Consider the following 16,740-nt stretch of genomic DNA (forward strand, 5'->3'; position numbering starts at 1 on the left):
TAAAATTAATATGTTGGATGTAGCGTTGCTGCTTCTAATAAAGAAAGGTGGGGTTTTTATGTTGAATTTTACATGGAACGTATTTTCACAAACAGGAAGCGTTGACACGTATCTGCTTTTCAAAGAGTTAGAAAAGGAGAACCTGGAAAGACCCGATGTACTTGAAGAAGAAATAGTAGCACGACTTGATTTTCCAATCTTATAATTCTTGACCCCCTCCAACGCTCGGAGTGTAGACAAATGCTCATTAAAACTGAAGGAATCGTCCTTAGAACAACAGATTATGGCGAAACAAACAAAATTGTCACGCTGCTCACTAGAGAACATGGGAAAATTGGTGTGATGGCAAGGGGGGCTAAAAAAGCTAACAGCCGCCTGTCAGCCATAAGCCAGCCGTTTTTATACGGAACCTTCCTGATCCAATCATCAACAGGACTTGGAACGCTCCAGCAAGGTGAAATGATCGAAAGCATGCGGGCCATCCGGGAGGATTTATTTCTGACCGCATATGCCGCATATATGACAGAATTACTCGATAAAGGAACAGATGAAAAGAAGCCCAACCCTTACTTGTTTGAGCTCCTTCTTCAATCATTGCGCCATCTCAATGAAGGCACAGATGCTGATATTATTTTATTTATCGTAGAGGTCAAAATGTTATCAGTGATAGGGCTGAAGCCTGAGCTTGATCAATGTGTACACTGCGGTCAAAAAGAAGGGCAGTTCCATTTCTCGATTAGAGATAACGGATTCATCTGTGAGCATTGCTTTTCTAAAGATCCCTATAAACTGCCCTTATCTCCAGCAGCTGCAAGGCTCCTCCGTTTGTTTCATTATTTTGATTTATCAAGGCTTGGTCAGGTTGATGTGAAACCGCAGACGAAACAAGAAATACGTCAAGTGCTCGATCACTACTATGACGAGTATTCAGGCCTTTATTTAAAATCAAAAAAATTCATGAATCAGATGGAATCCATGAGAAAGCTAATGGATGGCGAAAACAAAAGTTGACATCTCCCATGACTTTTTGTAAGATCATCTAAGATCAAATATGTTGCATTGACAGAAAGAAGTACTTACGTATAATCCATAAAAGCGACCTTAGGACGGTGTAAGCTAAGGATGGACACGTAACGAAAGGCATTCTTGAGCAACGTAAAACAAAGCGGCTGGATGCTACGACACCAGCAAATAGGGTGGAACCGCGGGAAAAACTCTCGTCCCTATGTTTGCAAGGAACCTTGTGAGCATAGAGACGGGAGTTTTTGTGTTCTCTTAAGAGGTTCTAATCCCCACCCGCCATACATAGCGGATGGTGTAAAAAAGATGGAGGTGCGATCATTGAATATTCAAGACATGATTTTGACGCTGCAAAAGCATTGGTCAAATGAAGGCTGCGTATTAATGCAGGCGTATGACACAGAAAAAGGTGCTGGAACGATGAGTCCATACACGTTCCTCAGAAGCATCGGGCCAGAGCCTTGGAAGGTGGCATATGTAGAGCCTTCAAGACGCCCGGCTGATGGCAGATATGGAGAAAATCCAAACAGGCTTTATCAGCATCATCAATTTCAAGTGATCATTAAGCCGTCACCTGACAATATTCAAGAACTGTATCTTGAATCATTGAAGGCACTTGGCATAGACCCATTGAAACATGATATTCGTTTTGTTGAAGACAACTGGGAAAACCCATCTCTCGGCTGCGCAGGACTTGGCTGGGAAGTTTGGCTGGATGGCATGGAAATTACACAGTTTACGTATTTTCAGCAAGTCGGTGGTTTAGAATGTAAGCCGGTTTCCGTTGAAATCACATACGGTATTGAGCGTCTTGCTTCTTACATCCAGGACAAAGAAAATGTGTTTGACCTTGAATGGACAGACGGTTTTACTGTAAGAGATTTATTCTTAATGGCTGAATACGAGCATTCTGTTTATACATTTGAAACCTCTAATACGGATATGCTGTTCGATTTATTTACAACGTATGAAAAAGAAGCGCATAGCCAAATGGACAAAGGGCTTGTGCATCCAGCATACGATTATGTGCTCAAATGCTCCCATACGTTCAACCTGCTTGATGCAAAAGGTGCTATTTCAGTAACAGAGAGAACAGGCTATATCGGAAGAGTACGTCAGTTAGCGAGAAAAGTAGCCAAAACATATTACGAAGAACGAGAAAAACTTGGATTCCCTATGTTAAAAGAGGAGGCGGCTTCTCATGAATAAACAAGATGTATTACTCGAAATCGGCTTAGAAGAGATGCCGGCTCGTTTCATGCCAGAAAGCACAAAGCAGCTAGGTGAAAAAGTAAAAGCATGGTTTGAAACGCAGCGTATTTCATTCGAAGATGTGGCGTTATTTAATTCACCAAGACGTCTTGCTGTTCTTGTCAAAGGTGTCGCAGAAAAACAAGAGGACATCAAAGAAGAAGCGAAGGGGCCAGCTAAAAAGATTGCGCAAGACGCTGAAGGCAATTGGACGAAAGCGGCCGAAGGGTTTGCCCGCGGACAAGGTGCATCTACAGCTGATCTTTATTTCAAAGAAATCAAAGGTGTGGATTATGTCCATGTCCAAAAGTTTCAAGAAGGTAAGCAAGTCAAAGACCTTTTACCAGCGTTAGGTGATATTGCTGCTTCATTGAGCTTCCCTAAGAACATGAGATGGGGAAGCAATGATTTACGCTATATCCGTCCCATTAAATGGCTCGTTTGTTTATTCGGGCAAGAGGTCATTCCTGTCGAAATTGCAGGCGTGAAAAGCGGCCGCAAGACAAGAGGACATCGCTTCCTTGGTACGACAGCCAGCATCGACTCTCCTGCTTCTTATGAGCAAACGTTACTTGACCAGTTTGTGATTGCTGATTCAGATAAAAGAAAACAAAAAATTATGGAGCAGCTAAATGCCCTTTCTTCTGAGAAAGGCTGGGTCATTCCAGTTGATCCTGAGCTTTTAGAAGAAGTCAACGACCTTGTTGAATACCCGACCGTTCTATCTGGCTCTTTTGAAGAAGAGTTTCTGGCATTGCCAGAAGAAGTGCTGGTCACGACAATGAAGGAGCATCAGCGCTATTTCCCTGTGAAAAATGAACAAGGGGAATTACTGCCGCACTTCATTACAGTGAGAAACGGAAACAGTGAGGCCCTTGAAAATGTTGCAAGAGGAAACGAAAAGGTCCTGCGTGCCCGTTTATCAGATGCTGCATTTTTCTATAAAGAAGACGAAAAGCTCGTCATTGAAGACAATATTAAAAAGCTTGATAAAGTGGTATTCCATGAGAAGCTTGGCACGATTGGCGACAAGCTGAAGAGAGTGACAGACATTGCCGTTCGCCTGGCAGAACATGTCGGTGCAGATGAAGAAACGTCTAAGCGCGTAAAAAGAGCAGCAAGTATTTCTAAGTTTGACCTTGTGACTCAAATGGTCTATGAATTCCCAGAACTGCAAGGAATCATGGGTGAGAAATATGCAAGAGCACTTGGCGAGCATGAAGAAGTGGCAAAGAGTATCAACGAACACTATATGCCGCGTTTTGCCGGCGACGACGCGCCGTCAACTCTCATTGGTGCAATTGTCGCAGTAGCGGATAAACTAGATTCTATTTGTTCATTCTTCTCAATAGATGTTATTCCAACGGGTTCTCAAGATCCTTATGGACTAAGAAGACAAGCGAGCGGTATCGTCCAAATTCTGCTTGATCGCCATTGGAATATTTCATTCAAAGAACTTTTAGCACTGGCTCAAGTAGAGACAGAACATGAAGCTGCCCTTATTGAATTTTTAACGCAGCGTTTGAAATATGTTCTCCAAGCAGAGCATATCCGTCATGATGTGGTCGATGCAGTTCTTGATGTTGAAAATATTGAGCCTTATGCGGTTGTGAAAAAAGCAGCTGTACTTGAAGAGCGTGTGAAACAAGAAAGCTTCAAAGAAACGGCTGAGGCATTAGGCCGCGTCATTTCAATCAGTAAAAAAGGGGAAGACGCAGAGATTCAGCCTGAGCTGTTTGAAAATGAACAAGAACAAAAGCTATTTGAGGCGTATCAGCAAGTGGAGAAAGCTGTCAAGGACCATATGGCAAAAGGACAGTACAACTTAGCGCTAGAGGCGTTAGATACATTAAAAGCACCAATCGTTGATTATTTCGATCATACAATGGTTCACGCCGATGATGAAAAACTGAAGCGAAATCGTTTGGCGCAAATGGTCAAACTAGCAAAAGTCATTCAATCATTTGCGAACATGAACAATTTAATTGTAAAATAAATACCTAAGAGCGGTTGCCTTTTTCGAAGGGCAATCGTTTTTTACTCATTTAATTCACGGTTTTGAGTGGATTTTTGTTTCATTCGGACGAAGATGCGCTATAATATGATGAGTTATGAATTTGATATACATAAAGTCAAGATTCGCTCTCTCTATTTAAAGGTGGTGAGTACAATCGAGTTAAATAAACGGCAAGAGCAGATTTTACAGATTGTCAAAGAGAATGGTCCGATCACTGGAGAGCATATCGCCGATCGGCTGAACTTAACAAGGGCTACCCTTAGACCGGATTTGGCCATTTTAACAATGTCTGGCTTTCTAGAAGCAAGACCAAGGGTCGGCTACTTTTTTACAGGAAAAACTGGCACGCAGCTTCTAGCAGATAAGCTGAAAAAACTCCAAGTGAAAGATTTTCAATCCATTCCAGTTGTGATACATGAGAATGTTTCAGTTTATGATGCGATTTGTACGATGTTTTTAGAGGATGTGGGCACATTATTCGTTGTGGACGATCACTCTATTTTAACAGGCGTATTATCAAGGAAAGACCTTCTTCGAGCAAGTATTGGGAAACAAGAGCTTCCATCTATACCGGTCCACATTATTATGACAAGAATGCCGAACATCACCGTTTGCCGCAAGGAAGATTTCATTATGGATGTGGCCAAGCACTTGATTGAAAAGCAAATAGATGCACTTCCTGTCATAAAGGATACGGATAAGGGCTTTGAAGTTGTCGGCAGGATTACGAAAACAAACATGACGAAAATACTTGTTAGCTTATCGGAGAACGAAATTATCTAACTACAGAAGACTGCGAGGGGATGTTATGAGTAATCGCGTAATTTTTGTTGTATCAGATTCAGTAGGAGAAACGGCAGAGCTCGTGGTCAAAGCGGCACTTAGCCAATTTGATGGCGGCTCATCAGATCATTCAAATATTAGAAGAATCCCATATGTAGAGGATGTCGGTACGATTAAAGAAGTCATTTCACTGGCAAAAGCAGATAATGGGATCGTCTGTTTTACGCTTGTTGTGCCAGAAATGCGCCAATTTTTAATAGAAGAGGCCGAAGCAAATGGCGTCGTTTACTATGACATTATCGGTCCACTCATTGATAAAATGGAGACGGCATATGGAAATGAAGCGAAACATGAGCCGGGTCGTGTACGTCAATTAGATGAGGACTATTTTAAAAAGGTAGAAGCCATTGAGTTCGCTGTAAAGTATGACGATGGCAGGGACCCAAGAGGAATCCTAAAGGCTGATATTGTCCTTATTGGTGTATCGCGCACGTCCAAGACACCGCTTTCTCAATATTTGGCGCATAAGCGGCTGAAGGTAGCGAACGTTCCGATTGTTCCTGAAGTAGATCCGCCGGAGGAGTTATTCTCAGTTGATCCAAAAAAATGCATTGGCTTGAAAATTAGTCCAGACAAACTCAATCACATTCGGAAAGAGCGTTTAAAATCTTTAGGTTTAAATGATCGGGCCATTTATGCGAACATTGAGCGGATTAAAGAAGAATTAGAGTATTTTGAAAAAGTGGTTGACCGCATTAACTGTCAAGTTGTTGATGTATCGAATAAAGCAGTTGAGGAAACAGCAAATGTCATTCATCAAATGCTGACCAAAAGAGGTTCCGAATAAACTCAGGATGCTCCTCCTGGGTTTTTCCTATGGTGGGAAACGGGTAAGCAAAAACAATAGCATATTTGCTGCATTTGTATTATAATAAAAAATTGTGATAAAATGATTGATTTTAGGTTTAAGTTAAGTCAAGAACGAATAAACTAATATTGGCAGAAGTCAAGTGATTCTGAACATAACTTTTCGACAAAATGAGTTTTACTGTTGATTCCTTTATGGGGGAAAAGTAGGGTCTTTTTACTTCTCTAAAGCAGGAATAAGGTGGAGGGATGGAGAATTAGTCACCTGAATGAACGTAAAAAAGAGAGGACGATTTATGTCGATGCAGATGCTTGCCCTGTAAAAGACGAAATTCTTGCTGTCGCATCTTTATTTCAAGTACATGTGACTTTCATTGCTTCATATGAGCATTTTCAAACCAAAAGATCACCACTTGAAGATTGGCGGTTTGTTGATACACATAAGGAAGCGGCGGATTTAGTCATTGCGAACGCAGCAGTCGCGCATGATATTGTTGTCACCCAGGATATTGGTCTTGCCTCCTTACTGCTTCCAAGACGTGTCATTGTTCTCTCTGAAAGAGGACGAATGTACACAAACGAAACAATTGATTTTGATTTGGAACGCAGGCATGTTTCAAGCAAACAGCGAAGAAATGGTGTATACGGAAAAGGTCCCAAAAAGCTTTTAGAAGAGGATAAAAAGCGATTTATTGCGCAACTACAAAAAATCCTGTCGAATCATGAAGGATTTTTGAATTAAAAGGCGAATAATGTACGACGGAGTGTTATTAGGATGAGCAAACGTATACCAGATGAACTTTTGGAGCAAATCCAAAAAAACGCAGACATTGTCGAAGTGATTGGAGAATACGTACAGCTTAGAAAGCAAGGTCGGAATTACTTTGGTCTTTGTCCATTCCATGGTGAAAATACTCCATCATTCTCTGTTTCAGCAGATAAGCAAATCTTCCATTGTTTTGGCTGCGGTGCAGGAGGTAATGTATTTTCGTTCCTCAGACAAATGGAAGGCTACTCATTTATTGAAGCCGTTTCACATGTTGCTGATAAGTACCATATTGATTTGCCTGATCATGTAGCAAACGCCCAGATCAGTTCCTCTCAGCAAGAGGATACAGCAGATCATAAAATGATTGAGGCCCATGCGCTTCTTAAGAAATTTTACCACCATTTGCTGGTAAATACAAAGGAAGGTCAAAACGCACTCGATTATTTACGGTCCAGAGGCTTTACCGATGAAACAATTGCCAAGTTTGAGATCGGGTATGCTCTCGACTCATGGGATTTCATGACCAAGTTTTTAGAAAAACGAGGGTTTGATCCGGTGATGATGGAGAAGGCTGGTCTTTTGATTCAACGTGAAAACGGCACAGGATTTTTTGACCGCTTTAGAGACCGTGTCATGTTTCCCATTCATGATCATCATGGAACGGTCGTCGCTTTTTCCGGAAGATCGCTTGGTCATCAACAGCCTAAATATATGAATAGTCCTGAAACGCCACTTTTTCATAAAAGTAAGCTGCTTTATCACTTTCATGACGCGCGTATGCATATTAGAAAACGCGAGCGGGTCGTCCTTTTCGAAGGATTTGCTGACGTCATCTCGGCCGTCACATCTGGTGTTGGCGAAAGTGTTGCAACAATGGGTACGTCTTTAACAGAAGAGCACGTAAAGCTTCTGAGGCGGAACGTAGAAGAGATCATCCTATGCTATGACTCTGACACAGCCGGATATGAAGCGACCATGAAAGCATCAGATTTGCTTGGGAAAAGAGGATGTAAAGTTCGCGTTGCCATGGTGCCAGATGGACTCGATCCAGATGATTATATTCGTAAATATGGCGGCGAAAAATTTAGGAATGACATCATAGATGCAAGTGTGACACTCATGACATTTAAGATGAATTTTTTCCGAAGAGGAAAGAATTTATCGGATGAAGGAGACCGCCTTGCTTATATGAAGCAGGTTCTCCGAGAAATCAGCCGGTTAAACGGCTCCTTGGAACAAGAGATTTACATGAAACAGCTTGCTGGAGAGTTCTCCATCTCACTTGACTCATTAAGGGAACAATTGGAGCTGTTTGAAAAGCAGCAGCGGCAAGAAGCCAAGAGCTCGCAAGCAGAAAACGGGCTTGAGAAAAGGCGCGCACACCTTTCAACACAGGTGAGAAGAAAGCGTCTAAGGCCGGCATATGAAAACGCAGAGAGAATGCTGCTAGCACATATGTTAAAAAGCGATGATGTGATTCGCAAAGTGCTTGATCGGGTAGGGATTGAATTTAATATAGATTCCCACAGGGCGCTGGCAACGTACATTTATGCGTTGTATGAAGAAGGCAAAGAACCGACTCCGCAGCACCTGATGAACCGTATTGAAGATGATGTGATGAATCAGCTTCTGACGGATATATTGATGATTCAAGTTGGAGACGAACTAAGTGAAGCTGAATTAAGTGATTATGTTAAAAAAGTGTTGAATCATCGGAATTTGTCAATGATAAAGGAAAAAGAACTAGAACGTGCAGAGGCGGAGAGGCAAAAAGATTTCTTCAAAGCGGCAACACTTGCAAAAGAAATTATTCAGTTGAACCGTTCGCTGAAGTAATACGTCTACTATTTATGACAAGACTTACGGCTGGCAATGAATCCTTTATGGGAGGAGCATAAGACCGCAAGCATCTTGCCTTCATCATTATTTATTTTATTCCTATTTGCTCATTCTGTTTGATAGAGAGAGAAAAGCAGAGCGGAAGCAAATCGCAAGTTACTTTAGAATTCGTTGCAAGCTTTGGAAGGAGGGATCCATAATGGCTGATAAACAAGCCCACGAAACCGAAACTGAATTAACCTTTGAACAGGTGAGAGATAAGCTCACTGAAACGGGTAAAAAACGGGGCGTTTTAACATACGAAGAAATTGCAGAGCGTATGTCTAGCTTTGAAATTGAATCAGACCAAATGGATGAATACTATGAATACTTAGGCGAACAGGGTGTCGAGCTCATCAGTGAAAACGAAGAGACGGAAGACCCAAATGTTCAGCAGCTGGCTAAAGCAGAAGAAGAATTTGACCTGAACGATTTAAGCGTACCACCAGGTGTCAAAATTAATGATCCTGTTCGTATGTACTTAAAAGAGATCGGTCGCGTCAATTTGTTATCTGCTAAAGAAGAGATTACGTATGCTCAAAAGATCGAAGAAGGCGATGAGGAATCAAAAAGAAGATTAGCGGAAGCGAACCTTCGTCTCGTTGTCAGCATTGCAAAACGCTACGTTGGTCGTGGTATGTTGTTCCTTGACTTGATTCAAGAAGGAAACATGGGTCTCATGAAGGCAGTTGAGAAGTTTGATTACCGCAAAGGATACAAATTCTCAACATATGCGACTTGGTGGATTAGACAGGCGATCACACGTGCTATTGCCGATCAGGCGAGAACGATTCGGATTCCAGTTCATATGGTGGAAACCATTAATAAATTGATCCGTGTTCAAAGACAGCTTCTGCAAGATCTAGGCAGAGAACCAACGCCAGAAGAAATTGCTGAAGACATGGATTTAACACCAGAGAAAGTAAGAGAAATTCTTAAAATTGCGCAAGAGCCTGTATCTTTAGAAACACCTATTGGTGAAGAAGATGACTCGCATCTTGGTGATTTTATTGAAGACCAAGAGGCGACTTCTCCATCTGACCATGCTGCATATGAGCTCTTAAAAGAGCAGCTGGAAGATGTATTAGATACGCTAACGGACCGTGAAGAAAATGTGCTGAGACTACGTTTCGGATTAGATGACGGAAGAACACGCACGTTAGAAGAGGTTGGAAAGGTGTTTGGCGTAACAAGAGAGCGTATTCGACAAATTGAAGCGAAAGCTCTTCGTAAATTAAGACACCCTAGCAGAAGTAAACGATTAAAAGACTTCTTAGAATAGAAACCGGACGGATCTTGAAAGAGATCCGTTCTTTCTTCATCAAAATGAAAACGCTTTTTTCAATCTGATTATATTTTACTGAATAACAAATGAATTTGCAACGATCTTAGAGAAAAGATGTATAAAAAATACATCAAAATGTGCTGAAGGCTTCATTTCTCATCTTGATTCATTTTTGTCTAATCTGTGAACTTGGCCAAAGTTTTATATCATAATTCGTTTACTTTTTGTAAAATTAAAGTAGAATTAGAATTGTTTGCATAGTCTCAAAAGGGGTTTTTCACAAAGGGGAGGATGAAAGAAATGAAACGGAATCCACTTATACCATTCTTATTGATTGCCATTTTAGGAATTGGACTCACTTTTTTCTTATCAATGAAGGGGCTGAAAGATGAAGAAAAAATTGCCTCAGGGGGTAAAGAGCAACAGCAAGAAGAGACAGCAAATGCGACGCCGGAAGAATTGTATAAGCAGAACTGTATTAGCTGTCATGGGGAAAACTATGAAGGCGGCGCCGGTCCTGCATTAACAGGTGTTGGCGACAAGCTTGAAGTGGCAGACATTAAGAAGAAAATTCAAGAAGGCGGAAACGGAATGCCAGGCGGACTAATTCCGAATGAAAAGCTGGATGAAATGGCGGAATGGGTATCCAAAATTAAATAATAAAGCGCAAAAAGCTCTTTTTCATAAGAAGAGCTTTTTTCATTTGAAAACAACTTTTAAAAAGTCCATAATTTATATAAGATAGACAAGTATGAACATTAAAGAAAAGTAGTGATATGTATGAATGAAATGAATTTGTCAAAACGATTAAAAAGAGTCGCAGACTTTTTACCAAAAGAGGCTGTCTTTGCTGATATCGGCTCAGATCATGCTTATTTGCCATGCTATGCGATCTTGCATCGTAAAGCCGTGAAAGCCATTGCTGGTGAGATTACAGATGGACCGCTTCAATCTGCGAAGCAGCAAGTACATAGACTTGAATTAGATGGACAGATTTCGGTCAGAAAAGGAAATGGCCTTGAAGTGATTGAAAAGGGCGAGGTGAATGCTGTAACGATTGCAGGGATGGGCGGGGCACTCATTGCAAGCATTCTAAACGAGGGCAAGCATAAGCTCACAGGGGAGGAACGGCTCATTCTACAGCCTAATATCCACGCTCACCATATTCGTTTATGGCTCTATCAAGAGGAGTATGAACTGATGGATGAAGTGATCTTAGAAGAGGATGGCAAAATATACGAAATCATCATTGCAGAAAAAGGCGACAAAGATAAAGCCTATGAAGGCATGTCCATTGAAACAGGTATGCTAGTTGGCCCATTTCTTGCCAAAAAGCAAAATGACGTCTTCTGTCGCAAGTGGAGGCAAGAGCTTCAGCACATGGAGAATATAGAAAAGCAAATTCAAAAGGCCGCGCCAACGGAAGAGAACAAAGAGCGCCTAAAAGAGCTGAATGCGAAAATAAAGATATTAAAGGAGGTTTTGACTGTTGGCTAAAACAGTGAACGGACATGAAATCATCCAATTATTTGAGCAATTTTCACCAAAGGCATATGCGATGGAAGGGGATAAAATTGGGCTCCAGATTGGGACGTTGAATAAAAAAGTGACCAATGTCATGATCACCTTGGATGTATTAGAAAATGTGGTAGATGAGGCGATTGAACGGAATGTGGATCTCATCATTGCCCACCATCCGCCGATTTTCCGTCCATTAAAGCATGTGGCGACAGATCAGCCGGCTGGACGGATCATTGAAAAATGCATCAAACATGATATTGCGGTGTATGTGGCACATACAAATTTAGACGTGGCTGATGGAGGGGTCAATGACTTACTTGCTGAAGCTTTAGAGCTTGGGGACACACGAGTGCTCGTTCCAACATATGAAGACCCAATCAAGCAGCTAGCCTTGTATGTCCCAGTGGAATTTGAAGAGGCCGTCAGAACGGCTTTAGGAAATGCGGGAGCTGGCCATATTGGCAACTACAGTCATTGCGCTTTTTCAAATGAAGGGACAGGCAGTTTTCTGCCATCAGAAGAAGCTGCGCCATTTATTGGTGAGACGGGTAAACTGGAATTTGTGAAAGAAGTACGAATCGAAACCATTTTCCCTGCAAGTATTGAAAAACAAGTGATTCGTGAAATGATCAAAGCGCATCCTTATGAAGAAGTGGCTTACAGTGTACACACGACGGATCTACCTCCTATTCAAAAAGGTCTTGGTCGCATTGGAGAATTAAGAGAACCGATGACACTTAGAGACTTCACACAATTTGTGAAAACGAAACTAGATGTGAATGGAGCTCGTTTTGTAGGAGATCAAGAAGCCGTCGTAAAAAAAGTAGCTGTGCTTGGAGGAGACGGAAATAAATACATCCATCAAGCGAAAAGAATGGGTGCTGATGTGTATGTGACAGGAGATCTTTATTTCCATGTCGCTCACGATGCCATGATGCTCGGGCTAAATGTAGTGGACCCAGGTCATTACGCAGAAAAGATCATGAAAGAGGGCGTGAAGGCAAAGCTGCAATCTCTATGTGCAGATCAAAAGTATGATGTGCAGCTCTTTGTGTCTGAATCGAACACGAACCCATTTCAATTTGTGTAAACAAAAAACGTCAGAGCATAGCAGCTCTGACGTTTTCTTATTTTTTCGTTTTCACGCGAGGTAATATTTTAGAAAGAGGAACAGCATGTTCGATCTTCCAAGTCGATTCATCATCCGGTTCATAGTTTTCTAAAAAGCGGATGACTTCTTTTGTAATAGGTGTCGGTGTGGAAGCACCAGCCGTAACGGCAACGGTTTTTACGCCTTTTAGCCATTCAAGCTTCAGTTCACTTAGGTCACCAATACGGTAAGCCTGCGTTCCTGCAATCTCCATTGACACTTGAGCCAGACGATTTGAGTTGTTACTTTTTGGGTCGCCTACCACAATGGTGAGATCGGCTTGACCGGCTTGCTGTGAAACAGCTTCCTGACGTACCTGTGTTGCAAGGCAAATTTCTTGATGGTACTCGACATGAGGATATTTTTCCTTAATCAGCTCCATCAAATCATGGACGTCCCACTGAGACATTGTTGTCTGATTGGTGATAAGCAGTTTATCTGACGTTAAATCGAGCGCTTCGATGTCGGCTTCTGTTTCAACAAGGTGGACTCGGTCAGGGGCGACACCGACAGCTCCTTCAGGCTCGGGGTGACCCTTTTTCCCGATATAAATAATGTCATAACCATCAGCTGTTTTTTCTGAAATAAGTTCGTGTGTTTTCGTAACATCTGGACAGGTCGCATCAATGGTAACAAGGCCTTTTTCTTCTGCGATTTGACGAACCTCAGGGGATACGCCATGAGCGGTGAAAATGACTGTTCCGCTTTCAACCTGCTTTAAAATGTCCAGACGGTTTGGTCCGTCTAATGTGTAGATCCCATCTTGTTCGAAGGCATCTGTGACATGTTTGTTGTGCACAATCATACCTAATATATAAATTGGGCGTGGCAAGTTTTTATCAAGTGCGGCATTTTTAGCAATGACCATTGCATCTACAACGCCATAGCAATAGCCACGCGGCGATATTTTAATTACATTCATCTATTCGTCCTCCTGTAGGGAAGTGCTGCTAGAGAAGAACAATATAAAAAGCCGTAAAAAACGGCTTTTGATCATTCTCTTTCTTCCATTATAGCCAAAGTAAGCGCATATATCAAAGATTGTTATACACGTTCAACACTTCACCTTTAAAAGACCGCTAGACATATAGTTTTGGTACTGAACTGCCCACTCTTTTTTTCGGTTTGATGACAGGGGCAGGTGAGTGTGAAGCTGTCTCTTTGACAAGAATGTCCTCTGGCTCTTCTTCTTCTTCTTTTATATCATCTATTTCATTGACCTCTGCTGTTTCTTTATGCTGCACGTCTAGTTCTTCTCCAATTTCTTTTGGTTCTGCATTTGAATCATTGTCATTCGTCTCATCATCATCCGCGCTGCCGAGCTGGCTGTAGAGCTTAATCATGGCAGGCAGATTTCTAACTAAAGGGCCGTATTGCTGAATCATTGGCGTGAACTGCTGCGCCATACCGAGTACTTTTTGTACATTTCCTAACATACTTGAGAGGGTCGCAGGATTTGTGAAGCTCTGGATTCCTTGTAATCCCGCACCACCTCCAGAGATCCCTGCACCTCCAGCTCCAGGCAGAAATTTTGCGAGCATGCCCTTAATTCCCGCTCCGCCGCCAAGTGCGCGGCTTTCGCCTCCTGGAATCCCGCCCATCCCGCGCAAACCGCCGCCCTGTACAGACGGAGAGCGAGGCATCATTTGTTGAAATTGATTTCCCTGCCCTTGAAAAGGCTGTTCGATAGGAGCCTGCTGTCTCCTTTGAAATATCCCGGGCTGTCCGCCATTTCCAAGGTGCCGGCGTGAGGGACGATGCGGCTGAAAATCGCCCATAGGCCTTTGCCCTAACATACTTGTACCTCCCTTACTGCATTCTCTTTCTCTTCATAGGTTATGCAAGGAAGCATCAATTGGTTTCCTGTAAGAAAAGCGGACATGGTTTTTTTGCTGAAAATCAGCTATAATGAGGAGATGAGCAAAAAGGCATTGCCTTAAGGAGTGAAAACATGAAAGAAACGAAATTTACGACATATGAATTAAAGCCTTTTATTATAGATGCTATTCATGAACTGGGCTTTTATGAGCCGACTGATATTCAAAAAAGAATCATCCCTGCTGTTTTAAAAGGAGAAAGCGTGATTGGGCAGTCACAAACAGGAACGGGAAAAACCCATGCATACTTATTGCCCCTGATTCATTCAATTGATCCAAGCAAAGAGCAAGTGCAGGTGGTCATTACTGCACCTACACGAGAATTAGCGAATCAAATTTTTAAAGAAGCCCAAACCATCTTAAAAAATACATCTCCAGAAGAAGAAATCAAGGCAAAGCTTTACATTGGTGGAACGGACAAGCAGAAATCTATTCAAAAGCTAAAGAACCAGCCGCATTTAGTGGTCGGCACTCCTGGTCGGATTGCTGATCTTATTCATGAGCAAGCGCTGAATGTGTACAAAGCGACATCTCTTGTCATTGATGAAGCAGACCTCATGCTGGATATGGGCTTTTTAGAAGATGTAGACCGTATTGGGGCGCAAATGCCAGAACAGCTGCAAATGCTTGTGTTCTCAGCAACTATTCCAGAAAAGCTAAAGCCTTTCCTCAAAAAATATATGGATAATCCGAAATATGCTCACGTTGAACCGAGACGGATTACGGCTGAAAACATTCAGCATATTTTAGTCCCATCTAAACAGCGTGACAAATTAAAGCTGCTCCATGAAATGGTGACGAATGTACAGCCTTATTTAGGGATTATCTTTGCCAATACGAAAGCAACTGTTGATGAAATCGCCTCATTCCTACAGGAAAAAGGAATGAAAATTGGCGTGCTTCATGGCGGATTAACACCGCGTGAACGTAAAAAAGTGATGAAACAAATTGAAGATTTGGAGTTCACTTATATTGTAGCATCTGATCTTGCTGCCCGCGGAATTGATATTAAGGGTGTCAGCCACGTGATCAACTATGAGCTTCCATCTGATCTTGATTTTTATGTTCACCGTGTGGGAAGAACGGCTCGCGCTGGTTCATCTGGCATTGCGATGACCATCTATGATCTCGCTGATGAGGATGCACTCGTTCAAATTGAAAAAATGGGTGTTGTCTTTGAAAACAAAACAATTGTTCATGGCGAATGGCGAGATGCAGATGATCGTTTGAAGCGTCAAAGACGTAAAAAAGCACCAAATGAAATTGAAGAAAAAGCAAAGCGTCTTGTCAGAAAACCGAAAGCCGTCAAACCTGGATATAAAAAGAAAATGACACGTGAGATGGATAAGATCAAAAGACAAGAGCGTAGAAAGTCAAAGCGTAACGGAAAGTAGGGGGAAACATTGTTGAAGATTGGATCACACGTATCCATGAGTGGAAAACATATGCTTCTTGCAGCGAGTGAGGAAGCTGCCTCTTATGGTTCAAATACTTTTATGATTTATACGGGTGCACCGCAAAATACACGCCGTAAAAAAATTGAAGATCTCAATATTGAAGCTGGACAAGCTCATATGAAGGAGCATGGCATGACAGATATCGTCGTTCATGCCCCTTATATCATCAATATCGGCAATACCGTTAATCCCGCTACATTCGAGCTTGGAGTGGATTTCCTCCGTTCAGAAATTGAGCGTACGGAAGCACTTGGTTCGAAACAAATTGTTCTTCATCCGGGTGCACATGTGGGTGCAGGTGCAGAAGCTGGCATTCAAAAAATCATTGAAGGCTTAAATGAAGTCATTGTGAAAGGGCAGGAGGTTCAAATTGCACTTGAAACAATGGCAGGTAAAGGCTCAGAGTGCGGAAGAAGCTTTGAAGAGCTTGCCCAAATTATCGACGGTGTGACACATAACGAAGCACTTTCTGTCTGCTTTGATACGTGTCACACGCATGATGCGGGTTATTCCATTGTGAGTGACTTTGATGGTGTGCTAGAAGAATTTGATCGAATTGTCGGGATTGACCGAATCAAAGTTCTTCATATCAATGATAGTAAAAATGTACAAGGCGCAAGAAAAGACCGACATGAAAATATCGGTTTTGGCGAAATTGGTTTTGATGCCCTGAGCTATATTGTTCATCATCCACAGCTTCAAGATGTGCCGAAGATTCTAGAAACGCCTTATGTAGGTGAAGATAAAAAGAACAAAAAACCACCTTACAAATTCGAAATTGCGATGCTGAAAGAAAAGCAATTTGATGAAGGTCTACTAGATAAAATTACGGGTCAATAAAAAAGAATGCAACGTGATGAGGTGC

The 16,740-nt window shown here is 42.0% G+C and carries 16 protein-coding genes and 1 other annotated feature; of the genes, 14 read left to right on the top strand and 2 right to left on the bottom strand.

The window, feature by feature from the left end:
• Positions 1-58: 58 nt before the first annotated feature.
• The 12 genes from BK049_RS15635 to BK049_RS15690 all read left to right on the top strand — a co-directional run bounded on the left by BK049_RS15635 (position 59) and on the right by BK049_RS15690 (position 12,481).
• Positions 59-205, top strand: a complete 147-nt coding sequence (locus BK049_RS15635) for a YqzL family protein (protein WP_008356266.1) — start codon at positions 59-61, stop codon at positions 203-205.
• Positions 206-240: 35 nt separating this feature from the next.
• Positions 241-1,011 carry a DNA repair protein RecO gene (gene recO, locus BK049_RS15640; protein ID WP_008356268.1) on the top strand — a complete coding sequence of 257 codons (771 nt, stop codon included), beginning with the start codon at positions 241-243 and terminating at the stop codon, positions 1,009-1,011.
• 39 nt (positions 1,012-1,050) lie between these two features.
• Positions 1,051-1,228 (top strand) — a binding site (T-box leader).
• A gap of 113 nt (positions 1,229-1,341) precedes the next feature.
• On the top strand, positions 1,342-2,229 hold the full coding sequence (gene glyQ, locus BK049_RS15645) for a glycine--tRNA ligase subunit alpha (RefSeq protein ID WP_003217487.1): 888 nt from the start codon (positions 1,342-1,344) through the stop codon (positions 2,227-2,229).
• Positions 2,222-4,267, top strand: a complete 2,046-nt coding sequence (gene glyS, locus BK049_RS15650; protein ID WP_071168914.1) for a glycine--tRNA ligase subunit beta — start codon at positions 2,222-2,224, stop codon at positions 4,265-4,267. The genes glyQ and glyS overlap by 8 nt, the downstream gene beginning before the upstream one ends.
• 165 nt (positions 4,268-4,432) lie before the next feature.
• On the top strand, positions 4,433-5,071 hold the full coding sequence (gene ccpN / locus BK049_RS15655; RefSeq protein WP_024423017.1) for a transcriptional regulator CcpN: 639 nt from the start codon (positions 4,433-4,435) through the stop codon (positions 5,069-5,071).
• A 25-nt stretch (positions 5,072-5,096) separates the two neighbouring features.
• A complete protein-coding gene (locus BK049_RS15660) occupies positions 5,097-5,918 on the top strand; it encodes a pyruvate, water dikinase regulatory protein (RefSeq protein ID WP_008342399.1) in 822 nt (273 codons plus the stop codon).
• Between the two features lie 261 nt (positions 5,919-6,179).
• Positions 6,180-6,680, top strand: coding sequence for a YaiI/YqxD family protein (locus BK049_RS15665; RefSeq protein ID WP_008356275.1), 501 nt, complete (start codon positions 6,180-6,182; stop codon positions 6,678-6,680).
• A 33-nt stretch (positions 6,681-6,713) separates the two neighbouring features.
• The gene (gene dnaG, locus BK049_RS15670) at positions 6,714-8,543 is read left to right on the top strand and encodes a DNA primase (protein ID WP_008356277.1); all 1,830 of its coding nucleotides are present in this window, start codon (positions 6,714-6,716) and stop codon (positions 8,541-8,543) included.
• A gap of 202 nt (positions 8,544-8,745) precedes the next feature.
• Complete coding sequence (gene rpoD, locus BK049_RS15675; protein WP_008342392.1) at positions 8,746-9,867, top strand: RNA polymerase sigma factor RpoD; 1,122 nt, start codon at positions 8,746-8,748, stop codon at positions 9,865-9,867.
• A 303-nt stretch (positions 9,868-10,170) separates the two neighbouring features.
• The gene (cccA, locus tag BK049_RS15680) at positions 10,171-10,530 is read left to right on the top strand and encodes a cytochrome c550 (protein WP_008356279.1); all 360 of its coding nucleotides are present in this window, start codon (positions 10,171-10,173) and stop codon (positions 10,528-10,530) included.
• A 120-nt stretch (positions 10,531-10,650) separates the two neighbouring features.
• Complete coding sequence (locus BK049_RS15685; RefSeq protein WP_071168916.1) at positions 10,651-11,367, top strand: tRNA (adenine(22)-N(1))-methyltransferase; 717 nt, start codon at positions 10,651-10,653, stop codon at positions 11,365-11,367.
• Positions 11,360-12,481: a Nif3-like dinuclear metal center hexameric protein gene (locus BK049_RS15690; RefSeq protein WP_008356282.1), complete on the top strand. Its 1,122-nt coding sequence runs from the start codon at positions 11,360-11,362 to the stop codon at positions 12,479-12,481. The genes BK049_RS15685 and BK049_RS15690 overlap by 8 nt, the downstream gene beginning before the upstream one ends.
• A gap of 37 nt (positions 12,482-12,518) precedes the next feature.
• On the opposite strand, the gene BK049_RS15695 is transcribed toward BK049_RS15690, so the two are convergent.
• Both BK049_RS15695 and vrrA read right to left on the bottom strand, forming a co-directional pair.
• Entirely contained in the window at positions 12,519-13,463 is a 945-nt protein-coding gene (locus BK049_RS15695) for a 4-hydroxy-3-methylbut-2-enyl diphosphate reductase (protein ID WP_071168917.1), read from the bottom strand.
• A gap of 157 nt (positions 13,464-13,620) precedes the next feature.
• Positions 13,621-14,337, bottom strand: coding sequence for a VrrA/YqfQ family protein (gene vrrA / locus BK049_RS15700; protein WP_071168918.1), 717 nt, complete (start codon positions 14,335-14,337; stop codon positions 13,621-13,623).
• Positions 14,338-14,492: 155 nt separating this feature from the next.
• Here vrrA and BK049_RS15705 point away from each other — a divergent pair, with 155 nt between their 5' ends.
• Entirely contained in the window at positions 14,493-15,812 is a 1,320-nt protein-coding gene (locus BK049_RS15705) for a DEAD/DEAH box helicase (RefSeq protein WP_008356288.1), read from the top strand.
• A gap of 9 nt (positions 15,813-15,821) precedes the next feature.
• Positions 15,822-16,715: a deoxyribonuclease IV gene (locus tag BK049_RS15710; protein WP_008356291.1), complete on the top strand. Its 894-nt coding sequence runs from the start codon at positions 15,822-15,824 to the stop codon at positions 16,713-16,715.
• Positions 16,716-16,740: the final 25 nt, after the last annotated feature.

It is taken from the genome of Bacillus xiamenensis, assembly GCF_001857925.1.
Lineage (GTDB): Bacteria > Bacillota > Bacilli > Bacillales > Bacillaceae > Bacillus > Bacillus xiamenensis.